23 protein-coding genes are annotated in these 11089 nt (G+C 52.7%); 2 read left to right on the top strand and 21 right to left on the bottom strand.

Annotated features, from left to right (window positions below; genetic code table 11):
* Positions 1-204 precede the first annotated feature (204 nt).
* Positions 205-660: a hypothetical protein gene (locus tag KHS78_RS22005; protein WP_211831165.1), complete on the top strand. Its 456-nt coding sequence runs from the start codon at positions 205-207 to the stop codon at positions 658-660.
* Between the two features lie 138 nt (positions 661-798).
* Here KHS78_RS22005 and KHS78_RS22000 read toward each other — a convergent pair whose 3' ends face one another.
* The 21 genes from KHS78_RS22000 to KHS78_RS21900 form a co-directional block, all read right to left on the bottom strand.
* Entirely contained in the window at positions 799-1014 is a 216-nt protein-coding gene (locus tag KHS78_RS22000; protein WP_211831164.1) for a hypothetical protein, read from the bottom strand.
* Positions 995-1189 (bottom strand): hypothetical protein, encoded by a 195-nt coding sequence (locus KHS78_RS21995; RefSeq protein ID WP_211831163.1) that lies wholly within the window; start codon positions 1187-1189, stop codon positions 995-997. The genes KHS78_RS22000 and KHS78_RS21995 overlap by 20 nt, the downstream gene beginning before the upstream one ends.
* Positions 1186-1467, bottom strand: a complete 282-nt coding sequence (locus tag KHS78_RS21990) for a hypothetical protein (RefSeq protein WP_211831162.1) — start codon at positions 1465-1467, stop codon at positions 1186-1188. The genes KHS78_RS21995 and KHS78_RS21990 overlap by 4 nt, the downstream gene beginning before the upstream one ends.
* Positions 1464-1862 (bottom strand): structural protein, encoded by a 399-nt coding sequence (locus tag KHS78_RS21985; protein WP_246506766.1) that lies wholly within the window; start codon positions 1860-1862, stop codon positions 1464-1466. Before KHS78_RS21985 ends, KHS78_RS21990 begins: the two co-directional genes overlap by 4 nt.
* A gap of 38 nt (positions 1863-1900) precedes the next feature.
* On the bottom strand, positions 1901-2308 hold the full coding sequence (locus tag KHS78_RS21980) for a DUF4376 domain-containing protein (RefSeq protein WP_211831160.1): 408 nt from the start codon (positions 2306-2308) through the stop codon (positions 1901-1903).
* Positions 2305-2733, bottom strand: a complete 429-nt coding sequence (locus KHS78_RS21975; RefSeq protein WP_211831159.1) for a hypothetical protein — start codon at positions 2731-2733, stop codon at positions 2305-2307. The genes KHS78_RS21980 and KHS78_RS21975 overlap by 4 nt, the downstream gene beginning before the upstream one ends.
* A complete protein-coding gene (locus KHS78_RS21970) occupies positions 2733-3293 on the bottom strand; it encodes a hypothetical protein (RefSeq protein ID WP_211831158.1) in 561 nt (186 codons plus the stop codon). The genes KHS78_RS21975 and KHS78_RS21970 overlap by 1 nt, the downstream gene beginning before the upstream one ends.
* The gene (locus KHS78_RS21965) at positions 3290-3751 is read right to left on the bottom strand and encodes a hypothetical protein (protein WP_211831157.1); all 462 of its coding nucleotides are present in this window, start codon (positions 3749-3751) and stop codon (positions 3290-3292) included. The genes KHS78_RS21970 and KHS78_RS21965 overlap by 4 nt, the downstream gene beginning before the upstream one ends.
* A gap of 9 nt (positions 3752-3760) precedes the next feature.
* Positions 3761-3964 carry a hypothetical protein gene (locus KHS78_RS21960; protein WP_211831156.1) on the bottom strand — a complete coding sequence of 68 codons (204 nt, stop codon included), beginning with the start codon at positions 3962-3964 and terminating at the stop codon, positions 3761-3763.
* The gene (locus tag KHS78_RS21955; RefSeq protein ID WP_211831155.1) at positions 3961-4245 is read right to left on the bottom strand and encodes a hypothetical protein; all 285 of its coding nucleotides are present in this window, start codon (positions 4243-4245) and stop codon (positions 3961-3963) included. Before KHS78_RS21955 ends, KHS78_RS21960 begins: the two co-directional genes overlap by 4 nt.
* 11 nt (positions 4246-4256) lie before the next feature.
* Positions 4257-5078: a major capsid protein P2 gene (locus tag KHS78_RS21950; RefSeq protein WP_211831154.1), complete on the bottom strand. Its 822-nt coding sequence runs from the start codon at positions 5076-5078 to the stop codon at positions 4257-4259.
* A 298-nt stretch (positions 5079-5376) separates the two neighbouring features.
* Positions 5377-6048, bottom strand: a complete 672-nt coding sequence (locus KHS78_RS21945) for a hypothetical protein (RefSeq protein ID WP_211831153.1) — start codon at positions 6046-6048, stop codon at positions 5377-5379.
* The gene (locus tag KHS78_RS21940) at positions 6008-6469 is read right to left on the bottom strand and encodes a hypothetical protein (RefSeq protein ID WP_211831152.1); all 462 of its coding nucleotides are present in this window, start codon (positions 6467-6469) and stop codon (positions 6008-6010) included. Before KHS78_RS21940 ends, KHS78_RS21945 begins: the two co-directional genes overlap by 41 nt.
* Complete coding sequence (locus KHS78_RS21935) at positions 6469-6843, bottom strand: hypothetical protein (protein WP_211831151.1); 375 nt, start codon at positions 6841-6843, stop codon at positions 6469-6471. The genes KHS78_RS21940 and KHS78_RS21935 overlap by 1 nt, the downstream gene beginning before the upstream one ends.
* Positions 6827-7078, bottom strand: coding sequence for a hypothetical protein (locus tag KHS78_RS21930; RefSeq protein ID WP_211831150.1), 252 nt, complete (start codon positions 7076-7078; stop codon positions 6827-6829). The genes KHS78_RS21935 and KHS78_RS21930 overlap by 17 nt, the downstream gene beginning before the upstream one ends.
* A gap of 15 nt (positions 7079-7093) precedes the next feature.
* Positions 7094-8890 carry a replication endonuclease gene (locus KHS78_RS21925; RefSeq protein WP_211831149.1) on the bottom strand — a complete coding sequence of 599 codons (1797 nt, stop codon included), beginning with the start codon at positions 8888-8890 and terminating at the stop codon, positions 7094-7096.
* A gap of 5 nt (positions 8891-8895) precedes the next feature.
* Positions 8896-9117 carry a hypothetical protein gene (locus KHS78_RS21920; RefSeq protein WP_211831148.1) on the bottom strand — a complete coding sequence of 74 codons (222 nt, stop codon included), beginning with the start codon at positions 9115-9117 and terminating at the stop codon, positions 8896-8898.
* A 33-nt stretch (positions 9118-9150) separates the two neighbouring features.
* Positions 9151-9387: a hypothetical protein gene (locus KHS78_RS21915; RefSeq protein ID WP_211831147.1), complete on the bottom strand. Its 237-nt coding sequence runs from the start codon at positions 9385-9387 to the stop codon at positions 9151-9153.
* Positions 9388-9506: 119 nt separating this feature from the next.
* The gene (locus KHS78_RS21910) at positions 9507-9779 is read right to left on the bottom strand and encodes a hypothetical protein (RefSeq protein ID WP_211831146.1); all 273 of its coding nucleotides are present in this window, start codon (positions 9777-9779) and stop codon (positions 9507-9509) included.
* 26 nt (positions 9780-9805) lie between these two features.
* Positions 9806-10015 (bottom strand): hypothetical protein, encoded by a 210-nt coding sequence (locus KHS78_RS21905; RefSeq protein WP_211831145.1) that lies wholly within the window; start codon positions 10013-10015, stop codon positions 9806-9808.
* Entirely contained in the window at positions 10012-10503 is a 492-nt protein-coding gene (locus tag KHS78_RS21900) for a hypothetical protein (protein ID WP_211831144.1), read from the bottom strand. The genes KHS78_RS21905 and KHS78_RS21900 overlap by 4 nt, the downstream gene beginning before the upstream one ends.
* 198 nt (positions 10504-10701) lie before the next feature.
* Here KHS78_RS21900 and KHS78_RS21895 point away from each other — a divergent pair, with 198 nt between their 5' ends.
* Positions 10702-11052: a hypothetical protein gene (locus tag KHS78_RS21895; RefSeq protein ID WP_211831143.1), complete on the top strand. Its 351-nt coding sequence runs from the start codon at positions 10702-10704 to the stop codon at positions 11050-11052.
* Positions 11053-11089 lie beyond the last annotated feature (37 nt).

The following is an 11089-nucleotide window of genomic DNA, read 5'->3' as shown; positions in this document are numbered from 1 at the left end:
TAATATAGATTATGCGCACCTTTTAGGGTTCCGCCTTTTCTCGCTCCAAATCTTGAACGTCCGTTCAAACCTCTATCCAATCCGACCGCCGCCGACAGGCTTTCCCGCCTGTTCGCGGATGTTCGTTCTGTGTTCGTATTACGGACAAAACGAACACGGGCGCACATTTTTTACGACTAAAAATTATAATCAAATAGGTTGTATATGATTAAAAAGTCTAAAAGATGGCCGCAATTCTTCGGGCTGGAACTGAAGAAAACCCTTGTAACCGGCGTCATCCGTGTATCGTTGACCACCAAACACGGCCATTTTTCCCAATCACTGCCCCTTGATGACTTTTGTTCGTTTATCCATCGCTCACCACTCACCGTAAAGAAATGGCTCCGCCGTGGCTGCATCCCTGACCGCGCCATTCAGGAGTTAATCACTCACAAGATTCTGGGGTTTTTTCTGGTGCCTGGCTTTGATGGCTATCACGTCAGGGACTCTCAGTTGATTGACTCGCTAGACCGTGAACACACCGCCGCCAGTATCGAGGATTCAGGCAGACTCAGGCAGGAAAACCGCCGACTCTATCGGCTTTTGGATGATGCAACAGAACAGGAGCCCACCGCGCTCCCTGATAATGTGATTCCTTTCCGCCGCAAGGCTTCAGGCTAATAAAAAAAGGGGCTGCTGCCCCTTATTTTTTCTTCCTGGCTTTGACAATGCCGCCGCCTTTGACGTACTTAAAGCCTTTCTTCAGCTTGCCTTTGCCCTTGGTGCCGGTCTTCTTGCTAACACTTTTGCGTGCCATGGTTACTTGCTCCCGTCTACTCGATTCATCCGGTATTCCATAACGGTTAACCGGGTTTTGTTTTCGCCCAGAGTCTCTATAACGGCACTGAGCTTTTCTTCTACCTTGTCCGTCTGAACCACATTAATCCCAGCGCCGCTAAGCAGTAACAGATAAATCATGTACTCAGGCCCACGCTTCCTTGCATCCATAACCCACTCAACTACCTGACTGTTCATTGCTCTGTTCCGGGGTGAACACCGCCCACAATGCCGCCAGACCGCCGAGTATCTGTGGCACTGCATCAGCGATTAAACCGGCCTGCGCCAGTGGTACGCCTGCCAGTGTCGCCAGTACTGCAAGCCCGGCCTTTGAACTCGGTTCCTTCAGTCGCTTTGCTATGCCCTTGATCATTTCATCCCCCAAACCTGTTTCGCGTAGTCTTTCCGGTAATCCGGAGCCCATGGGTTCAGCAGGTCAAGACCGCCGTAAAGGTGGTCAAAAAGATCCCCGGTTGCGTTGGGATCGCCCGTGATCGCTTCGCCCAGTCCGTTCGCGGCCTGATTGAACACATTGTCCGGGTTGACCGGGTTAATGGCCTGCGCCGCTGTGCCTGCGCCCCGGTACAGGACATAAACGCCCAATGCACCGATACCCAGAACGATATAAAACTGTTTGTCTGACAGCCTCATGCCAGCATGACCCCGGCTTCGATGGTGTCCCGGCTGTACGGCTGGCTACCGTTTTCATGTTTGATGATGACGGCAATCAGCGCCGGGTAATCATGTTCAGCAACCGGGGTATCCGGTGATAAGCCCAGAACAGACGCAACGTGCTTAACGTAGCTTTCAGTGTCGTTTTCATTGTCTGGCGCCCAGGTGCTGACGATCTGCTCAACAGTGACCAGACCGCGCCGCGCATAGCTTTTAAAGATGCGCGTCATTGCCCGGATGCCGTATTCCGGCGTGACAAACTGCACAAAGGCCGGGTCTGTCTGAATGTCGGTCATGCCCTGCCAGTTGTCGCCGTGGCGAATGTTGCCGGGGTTGTTGTTACGGATGCCCCGTGGCTGTTTCTTATGATTCATGTACCAAAGCCCCCCCAGAGCCACCAATACGAAAACGCTTATCTTTGTCCCGGTATCCATAGACGCGCCATTTCTTCACCTGCAAGCCTCAGCGCCTGCTTCAGTTGCGCCGCCGTGACCGTCGCCACCGTGTTATCTGCCAGAATCCAGTTCACAGAATCACCGTCACCACTGGCGGCAATGATTGCCCGACCCATGCGCCCCTGGCTGATTTCGTCCCCGTCGAATTTCAGCCCGTCAACCTCGACCACAATTGACGCCACTTTTTCAGCCCGTGTGCTTTTATGCTCGGCTATCTCGTCGCTGATCCACTGACCATCACTTCCTGCCACGTAATACACGCCGGGTCTGTCTGACTGCATTTCTACATGACCTTCCGGACAGGTAGCGCCCCTTTCATCGGTTACCACCTGTGCAGACTCGCCGGGAATCGCAAACACTTTCACGTCGCCACCCTCCAGACATGCACCCGGCAGGATGCCGTACCTCTAAAAGCGGTAGTTATCGTGTTATTTGGTGTACCCGATCTTGCCGGTTTATTGGTCAAAGCGTGTCCGCCCGTTTGAACGATTACACTGGAGTAAGTACCTGACTGTGTGGCCTTGGTTCCTGTGCCGGTGTCTACGCCCTGGCTGTAATACCACCCCGGTTCTCCCCAGCTATTATTAATTAACAGCTCTACCACCAATATCACCGGACTCGACCCAAACGGGTTAGGCTGGTAATAGCGGCTATTAACGCTGACAGTCCCAAAGTCCATCAGGACATAATCAAGCCCCGGCTTCTCGGTCACCTCGCCCCATGCTGGCCAGCGTTCCGCCGTTTCCGGCCGGTTTTTTATGACGCTCCACAACAGATCAACCAACCTCATCAGTCGCTGACCTCCATCAGGTAAAGCGTCTGCGTTCCTGTCCCATCAGCACAGACCGACACTGCCCCGGAAAATTCGGTCAGATCGTGGGCATGACCGCCGAGCAACGGCAACCCCTTGCCTTTCTCCCCGGCCAGCCACACCACCCCGCCGTTATCGACGGCAGCATACAAGGTGAGTTTCTGCCGGGTATCATTGGCAGGAATGGTGTATACCTCGCCATCTGCCAGCGTGACAGGTGCCATCGGGTTTAACTGCTTGGCGTTCTTGATACTGACACTGCCGGTTACCGCACTGTCCTGAATATCCCCATAGCCGTAGGCCAGTGTGCAGACCAGATCACCCACGCCATCATTAGTCACCCGGATATTGTTAGTGGTTTCACCCAGCTCGATTTTTCGACCGGCGATCATGTGCGCCCGGTCGCCGCTGTCCGTGGTGATCCTGAAACCTTGGTTTGCGTCTTCGACGTACAGCAGCCTGCCGCTAACCTTCAGGTTTTCTTCCTGTCCCTCTGGCACCCGCACCAGTAACCGGGAAATATTAAAGCCCTGGCTCATTTGATTGACCTCGCCGCAATGTATGCGATTGCCACCGCCGCCGCGCCATAGGCCAACGGTTTGATAATATCGACGGTCAACCCGCCATCCGGCGAACTGGCCGATTTAGCAAACGCCAGCGACTGATTCAGGTTGTCATTTATGGCACTGTATGCCCTGCCGGTTGTTTGCTCTATCAGGCTAATCGTGTCAGCTACCAGTTTTTGATTGTTGCCCAGGCTCTCATGAGCAAAATCAAACGCCTCTTTTACCGAGTCATGATCGGTAACCTGATAATGGATGGTCGTGTTTATTTCTTTGCTAGACGCATCCGTTACATACTTGCCCGATCCCTGAAACGAACTGGTGTCATTAATGGTAATGACCGGCGCGGTATTGCTCTGAGTGCTGTTGGCGGACGTATCCGACTTACCCGCCGAGCCGCCGAAACTTTCCGAATTGCTGTCAAATAAGCCCACGGCGCACCTTTATTTTTTATTAGCCAGTACCAGCACCGCCAGACCCAGCAATACCAAAACGGCGGTATTGCTAAGAGTCTTTACGGTCTGGACTTCAGGCGGCGCACCAAAGTTAATGACGCTGTGGTTATCAACCTGTCCGCTACTGTTAACGCCCGAACTGGCCGAACTGGAACCACTGAAGCCGCCCCCCGGCGCTACGCCGGGAATCATTTGCCAGACCTCAGCGCGACAAACGCCACGCCAGCGAGCAACAGACCGCCACCAATCACCAGCATTTTGTTGTTAATGCCGTTGACGTACTGCGGCGGTTGGCGGCTTTCGTCGGTAACGTCCGCCGCCTCTGCTGACTGACTGGTTTTTTCGGCTTCGCCCAATGCCCCTGCCTGTGCCTGCGCCTGCTTGAAAGCGTCAAAACTGTTTTCAGCTTTCACGCTTTCCACCTTCACATAGGCATCCAGCATTTCAGACAAGCCAATATCGAAAAAGTCCATGCCGCACCCCCTTAGATGCCGCCCAGCCCTGACCAGTACTCAGGGTAAAGGGTGATAGTGTCGGCTGCGGACATTTCCAGAATCAGACGGAAGTCGTACAGACCAGCAATAGCCAACTGATTGCCCAACTCGTTAGTCAGCATCCAGTCGAGGTGATACCAGCCGGTCTGCGGGTTTCTGCCGTGACGCTTCAGGTATTCCACCATTTCATCAAACGTCAGTTCCCAGACCACTTGACCGTTAAGCTCAAGCTTTACTTCTGTCACCTTGTCGCTTTTCAGGTGTAGCGCCTGGAGAAACATTTCTTTTGGCAGATCGCTGATTTCAAGGCGCCCCGCACCCGTCGCCGCGTGGGTGAAGTGCCGGATTTTTGTAATCGCGCCCAGGCGGTTGGCGTTGCCGTCTGGCTGGCCGTTGCCGTTGGTATGCGTATACCGGGTTCCGTAGGCTTTCACCGCTGGCGAGCCGGTCACGTCAGCCACGTCGAAGCTAACTTCCGCCGTTGACAGGTCAGACACGCCAAGGTTAAACATCCGGGCTTGTGCGGCCTGCGTGAAGTGCTGACGGAAAAACGGGATCTCTACCTCAGTGGTAGCAATGTGATTGCCGTAATAGCCGCTGATCGCTTCCAGATCGCCCACGTCCTTGTAGGACTGGATCGGCTTACCGTTTGCCCGGACTTCAAGGTTCTTGATTTTGTCCTTGGCAATATCGGTCAGACCGAGGTTAACGGCTTCATACGTCATAGAGCCGACCGGCATACCAATGGTAGCGGTCTGGTTCGCGCCGACGTTGGAAACCTGCGGCAATCGCAGGGGACGGGAAAAGCTCATAGCCTACCCCCTTAGCCGTTCAGCAGTTGCTTGGTGGTACTAATGCGGTTAAGAGCCGCAACAGTCAACGCCGCGATAACGGCAGTTGTAAAAATCGTTTTAGTGTCAGGCATGGTATCCCCCTTGCCGGTTATAGGTTTTTGCTCAATTCGCCCTATTACCTATAACTGGCTCAACCTAAACCCCGTCAAGGCGCTAAACCGGCATAAAAAAACCGCCAGTGTCGGCGGTTGGTGCTAGGTTCAGAGGCTCTGGCGCTAGGTTCAGCGCCGGATAGCCGTATAGGTTCTGTCTAGGTTCAAATTAGCCACTTCACCCCCTGAATTTTTTTGTATTTCAGGGTTATCAGTTGCGGTTTTTCGTGTTTCGGGCTGTCGTGGTAGAACTGCAATTCCTTCAACGCCGCAATCTGTTCAGGTTGTAAACCTATTTCCCTGCCCATTTTCTTGCACATGGCCTCCCCTTTCTGACGGCCTATGAACTTGTGTTCACACTGGTCATAAAAGGTTTTGGCGACTTCCTGCGGTTTCTGGCTGGTTCCGTGGAATATGCCGCCATACTTGCGCGACTGGTTCAGCAACACCGCCGCGCATGGGGTCGCCTTGGCTGGGCTTGGGCATACCTGGCTCAATTCTTCGGCTATCAGGTAGGTTCTATGGTCGCCGTCCAGTACCGACCAGCAGACCTCACACCACCATTCAAAGTCTTCTACCGTTGAACCTGCATAAGCCACCCGGAAACCACGCCCCCCGCTTATGCCCTTCTGCAAGGCCTTGATGAATTTCGCCCGGCTTTCAAAGTGCAGGCCGGGATGATCGCCGCTCGCATCCCAGAGAATCACCCGCGCCCCCTTGCCGGGGATTGCCGTGTTCTGTGCCAATGCCTGCGACTTGCCGCCACCACTGGCGGCAAGGTACAGGGTATGCTCGTTACGGTGCGCTGTGTTCGCGTTCCGTGGCTGAAACCGCATTACCATCGTTCTCCCCCTGCTTTGCTTTCTTGGCTTCCATTTGCTTGTGTGCCTGAACCTGCATGTAAACGCCGAAACCGGCAGACGCTACCACCATGCCTAATTCGATTTCTTCCTGGTAAGGCTGCAACCAATCCGGCAGACCGCCGCCATGCTTGCGGATAACCGCCGCGCCTTTCTCGACGATCTGCCCCCTGATTTCCGGTTGAATGGTCACAAAGTCAAACCGCATTTTGACCAGTGTTTCAACCATGGCAACGGCCATCATCGCCCCCTGACGGGCTGCGGCTTCGTCGGCTTCGGCCTGCAAATCCCCGGCCTTGTCTTCCAGTAGTTCGGCTTCCAGTGCCGCCGCTTCCTGTTCCTGGCTCTCTGCTTCCCGCTCCAGTGCCGACAGGTTATCTATTGCTGCTTCAGTCATTACGCCCCCCCCTTGAGGATTAACAGTAGTGGTGCCACCAGAAACGCCGCCATGAGCAAACCACCCGCCCCGCTAGGTTCTTTAGGTTTCGGCTTAGGTTCCTGCCCTTTCCCGCCTTCAGGTTGTGCAGGTTCCGCGCTGGTTGGTTCCGGCAGGTTCGGCGGGGCTGTTTCAGGTTTCATTCCCTCCCGCCACTCGGTTCCAGACCATATCCGAGCCTGCACCATTGCGCCCGCTCGCTGGTCTGTGCCGCACTTCGGGCAGATCGTGTATAGGTAACGGTTCCGGTTCCCGTTGGCTTTTTTTACGTCGGATGGCTTGCCGCATGTTTCGCAAGCAATGGTTCCCAACGTGGGATTATTGGCTCTCGGCATGCCCCACCCCCTTTAGTACTTGCCGCCTTGCTTCTGCGTCTATCATTTCCCGCGCTTCCAGATCGACCCCTAACAAATCAGCCGATTTACAAGCATCTATCTCCAACTGATCCGCACAAGGCGCGCCATCGACAGCCGCCTCCACGCACCGAGCCTTCAGCAACGCATACAACAGCACGACAACATAGCTATTTTTTTGCTCTAACTTTTCAAGCCTTTGTTCTATCGTTTCCATCGTTTTCCCCTGTTTTTATGTTGCTATCGCCATTCCTGGCGAGGGTTCCCAAGCGGGCTTTGGTGGTCGCCTCTCATAAAGATGATTGCCGACCGGGTTACAGTTATTGACACAAGTCCTAGTCGCCGCGCTTCGCGCCGCTCTGGAAATGCTCCAAAGATTCCAGCAGGTAAAAACCGTCTTGGCCGCTGCCGGGTTCGTCCTTGGGCTAGCGCCCATGAAAAGCCCCCGCAACTTTTCCGCCCCGGTCTGGATCAATCCGCACAGTTTCTCGACGGCAGACTCATACTTGCCCGGCTTGCTGTTCTCGGTCTTGTCACGCCACGCCCTGACCTTTTGCTCTGCCCGGCCTACCTGCGCCCCACCCTGAAACAAGGTGTATTGCCCCCACTCGCCCTGATCCGCTGCATCATGGATCGCATCAAATTCTGATCGCTGGTCGCCGGTCATCTTCTCGGCTTCGGGTAGCATGTCCTGCCAGTCATTCACCTGTTCGGACTCTACTTTCCGCAACTCCCGGTATACGCTGACCGTCGCCCCGCCGATCTGCTGAAACTGGCGAATACCCCAGCAAGTCGCCCAGGCTTCCACCCGGTTACAGGTCTGCTCTATGAATAATCCGGTTTCGTCGTCAATCTCAGATTCAATACACGCGCCATTGATATTTTTGCCAATGTATTTGGCGATATAACCGGCTGCTGTGCCTTTTGCCGGGTCAATATCCACCACGTCGCAACGATGCACCGCCGCGCCTGCCTCGTCGCCGTCTTCCTCAAGGGCATAGTCATAAAAAAGGTTTACAAACTGATCCCGGTCTTCTGGCGCAATGAATAGCATCAGGTGCCAGTGTGGGGTTCCATCATGGTGAGGTTCAGCAATGCGGAAACCGTATGTTTTTATGCCTTGCTTGCTCAGCTGCGCCCGTAGCTTTTCCCAAATCCCCACAAGGTATGCTTGAGCGTTTCTCGGTGTGCTGCCGTTGTACTTGGGATTACGAAAACACCGACCACCGGCCTTTTTCATGGCGTGGTACTTCGATGGACAAGACAGCGTAAGGAATAGTCCGACGTGGCCTGACGACTTCGCAACTTCCTCAAAACCACTAATCCGGGTCATCAGCTCTAACCGGCGTTTTTCGGGATTACTGACATTCTTTTCCGACAATTCCGCCAGTGTGAATGATTCGCCACGCTGATTGGTTGCCTCCATGCCTTCGAGAATGCGCTGATTCCTAATTTTCTGGCCGTTCCTGCGCCCTACTGTGAAATCAGACACATAACCACCCCTAGCGGCCGAAACGCGCCCAGCCTCTCGCATTAGCTGCTCTATGGTGCGCTTTGATTTCACTCGTAACTGACGCCGCCACCACATCGCATCCTGTGGCCTGACCAGGGCTGCCAAAATATGCTCTTTACAGTCTTCGGCCTTCGGGTCTAATGGCAATTCCAGGCAGTAAGCTGAAAGAAATTCCCGCGCCTTATTCCTGGCGTGATAAATATCAATCTTCATCCAGTCATTTAGACGGTCTTCAAAAATAATCGCTTTCATCTTGGCAAAGCTGCATAAAGCCTCGTCGTCTGCATCCAGAAAAAAGACATTTGCCGCTTGTTGCCCAATAGTCAGACGCTTGTGATTTCTAGATAACTGTCGGTTTGCTTCCGCGTAACCTGTCGCCCTGGCGGTTTGCTCGTAAATATCCGCCAGCGCCGGCGCCATTGCCGGATGCGCCTCAAGAATACTGGTGCGGAATTTATGGCAGTCTGCTGTGCCGAAATGCTTTAGGCGTTGTGCTGGCGTCTGCGGGGCTTTCATGGCGGTTATTTATTTTTCAAATATGGCTGACAACTGTCCCTACCCGATGAGGTATCCAAGTCAGTTGCTATCGCGCAAGCTGCAACCATTGGATCAATCCCCTTCTCTACCATTTCAAAAACAAGGTATTTGGTATGAGCTACTGAAAAAGCGATAGCGAAAACAATCGCTACCAATAAAGCGCCCCCAAAACGAATTAATGCCAATTCAGAATGATCTTTTTGCACTGTGTTTTTCTCTTTATTCTTATGCCGGTAACTTCATTTACCGGAACTGATTTTCATTCCAAGCCGACTCTTTTTATCCGGCCTTTCCATCAAATCAATCAATTCAAAGGCATCCGGTTCTTCTACGAACGCCTCCATGTCAAGCAACGCCTGAGCGTTCGCACTGATTTCTTTTCGCGCCTCTTCGCCTGACATGGACAAACCGCGCTCCTCAATACACCCAACCTCTTCACCATCACGATAAAACTTGACCAGAAAACGATATGGCATTTTCAAGACCTCAAATAATCTGAAAGTAATTCGGATAAACCGCCGAAACTGCGATGTGAAACCCTGTTCCCAGTGCCACCCCGTAAACAAGGCACTGGAACAATTCACGACATTCCTTTTTAAAACGGAATATCGTCGTCCTCTTGAATGGCCCCTGAATCATGGCTTGTGTCCTCTACCTGTTGTTCTTTTAATTCACCCAGTACGGCACCGATTTTTTTAAACACCTCAAAAACTTCTGGCCGAACAGTTTTTAACGATACGTAAGTTACAACCCCCTCACCGTCGACCACCCTTAAATCAATGTCTTTCAGTTTTGAGTTTTCCCTACTGCCCTCCAGACCCGCCAACTCAATCCCTGCCACTTCCCAAATGCTAAAAAAAGTACTCATTACATGCGCTCCCAACGGCGTTTTAATTAGCTGACTTTGACAAGCCCGTTTTTGGCTTTGCAGTACAGATCAACATCACTCAGTCGGTAACGATCGCCATTGCCCCGGACGATGTACCCTGCCGGATCCGGTACAAACTGCACCGGAAAAGCCATCACTTTCCCGTCATCACTAATGGGGTTCTGGTGCGCGTACTGGCTTCCCTGTTTGATTACTGCGTAAATTTCGCCGCTCATTGCTGGCACTCCTCACCCAACTGTTCCAACTGATTCACCGCCCATTCACACGCCGCCTGTAATTTGTTGGCAATCAGGAAAAGGGCTGATTCTGGTAATTCGTCTTCGTGGATGAGTTCGCGAGACTGGCCGCAAATGGAAACGGCTATCTGTAGCCGGTGAAAGCGGGAAATGATCGGCCACCACTCTATGAGGTAGGTTCTGGCCTGCATTGCTGACCCGGCGCAATAAGTCATTCCCACCGGTTCCAGCAGGAAAGCCATGCACCGCGCTTTATAGCGTTTCAAGTCTTCGCGCATCTGGTTCATGGCGACTGACTTTTGATGCAGCATATCTAACAGAACTTCGTTTCGTTCCATCAGGTGCACTTCGTTCATGAATTCCGCCGCTTCTACTTGGCGGACGGTTTCGGTTATCTCGTTTCGCTGTCTGGCTACGCCACCCTGAAAAGGGATAATTTCGGCGCTCTGCTTCTCTGCTGTGTTCATGTCCTGTCCCGTATCGCTTTTATTTTCCTATCAACTAAACCGGTTGATGGCGGGTCATGACTCCCGCCCCGGCTGATAGGGACAAACAAATGATATACATATAAATGCATTCATGCATACATATTGACATGTATGTGTATGCAAGCCATGCGCTATGCTTGTGTGCGTAAATGTTCGAATTCGAAAAGGCGGGAAACGATGGAAATCAGGCTTACGACGGTCAAATTAATGGAGGCTGTATCAGCTAAAACCGGCGTTCACTCAACAAACGGCCTTGCAAGGCTTTTTGGTGTTTCTACCGGTCAAATTCGCAACTGGCGGACAGGTTCCGTTATGCAAAAAATCCAACAAAAACAAAAGGCTGCGGAACTTGCAGGCTTGGATATTATGTTTGTTTTGGTGTCCCTGGAGGCTGAAGAGGCGGAAAGGGACGGTGAACACGATGTAGCGGCCTCAATGTACCAAAAGGCTCAGGATTGGGCACCGGCTGCAATGTCTTTAACTGCTTGTTTATTAATAGGTTTTTTTCACATCATGCCGTTCGCGTAACGGCATGTTACGCCATGTGTAATATAGATTATGCGCA

Origin of the sequence: Kistimonas asteriae (genome assembly GCF_018263925.1) — a bacterium.
Taxonomy (GTDB): Bacteria; Pseudomonadota; Gammaproteobacteria; order Pseudomonadales; family Endozoicomonadaceae; genus Kistimonas; species Kistimonas asteriae.
Note: the sequence above shows the minus strand (reverse complement) of the source record. Positions and strands in the feature narration are given on the sequence as shown.

Bases quoted from the DNA above. Each gene is read 5' to 3' on its own strand.
- KHS78_RS21975 (WP_211831159.1), bottom strand. From the start codon at position 2,733: ATGAGGTTGGTTGATCTGTTGTGGAGCGTCATAAAAAACCGGCCGGAA.
- KHS78_RS21970 (WP_211831158.1), bottom strand. From the start codon at position 3,293: ATGAGCCAGGGCTTTAATATTTCCCGGTTACTGGTGCGGGTGCCAGAG.
- KHS78_RS21960 (WP_211831156.1), bottom strand. From the start codon at position 3,964: ATGATTCCCGGCGTAGCGCCGGGGGGCGGCTTCAGTGGTTCCAGTTCG.
- KHS78_RS21955 (WP_211831155.1), bottom strand. From the start codon at position 4,245: ATGGACTTTTTCGATATTGGCTTGTCTGAAATGCTGGATGCCTATGTG.
- KHS78_RS21950 (WP_211831154.1), bottom strand. From the start codon at position 5,078: ATGAGCTTTTCCCGTCCCCTGCGATTGCCGCAGGTTTCCAACGTCGGC.
- KHS78_RS21985 (WP_246506766.1), bottom strand. From the start codon at position 1,862: ATGAATCATAAGAAACAGCCACGGGGCATCCGTAACAACAACCCCGGC.
- KHS78_RS21900 (WP_211831144.1), bottom strand. From the start codon at position 10,503: ATGAACACAGCAGAGAAGCAGAGCGCCGAAATTATCCCTTTTCAGGGT.
- KHS78_RS21905 (WP_211831145.1), bottom strand. From the start codon at position 10,015: ATGAGCGGCGAAATTTACGCAGTAATCAAACAGGGAAGCCAGTACGCG.
- KHS78_RS21925 (WP_211831149.1), bottom strand. From the start codon at position 8,890: ATGAAAGCCCCGCAGACGCCAGCACAACGCCTAAAGCATTTCGGCACA.
- KHS78_RS21940 (WP_211831152.1), bottom strand. From the start codon at position 6,469: ATGACTGAAGCAGCAATAGATAACCTGTCGGCACTGGAGCGGGAAGCA.
- KHS78_RS21990 (WP_211831162.1), bottom strand. From the start codon at position 1,467: ATGAGGCTGTCAGACAAACAGTTTTATATCGTTCTGGGTATCGGTGCA.
- KHS78_RS22005 (WP_211831165.1), top strand. From the start codon at position 205: ATGATTAAAAAGTCTAAAAGATGGCCGCAATTCTTCGGGCTGGAACTG.
- KHS78_RS21930 (WP_211831150.1), bottom strand. From the start codon at position 7,078: ATGGAAACGATAGAACAAAGGCTTGAAAAGTTAGAGCAAAAAAATAGC.
- KHS78_RS21935 (WP_211831151.1), bottom strand. From the start codon at position 6,843: ATGCCGAGAGCCAATAATCCCACGTTGGGAACCATTGCTTGCGAAACA.
- KHS78_RS21945 (WP_211831153.1), bottom strand. From the start codon at position 6,048: ATGCGGTTTCAGCCACGGAACGCGAACACAGCGCACCGTAACGAGCAT.
- KHS78_RS21915 (WP_211831147.1), bottom strand. From the start codon at position 9,387: ATGCCATATCGTTTTCTGGTCAAGTTTTATCGTGATGGTGAAGAGGTT.
- KHS78_RS21995 (WP_211831163.1), bottom strand. From the start codon at position 1,189: ATGATCAAGGGCATAGCAAAGCGACTGAAGGAACCGAGTTCAAAGGCC.
- KHS78_RS21910 (WP_211831146.1), bottom strand. From the start codon at position 9,779: ATGAGTACTTTTTTTAGCATTTGGGAAGTGGCAGGGATTGAGTTGGCG.
- KHS78_RS21895 (WP_211831143.1), top strand. From the start codon at position 10,702: ATGGAAATCAGGCTTACGACGGTCAAATTAATGGAGGCTGTATCAGCT.
- KHS78_RS22000 (WP_211831164.1), bottom strand. From the start codon at position 1,014: ATGAACAGTCAGGTAGTTGAGTGGGTTATGGATGCAAGGAAGCGTGGG.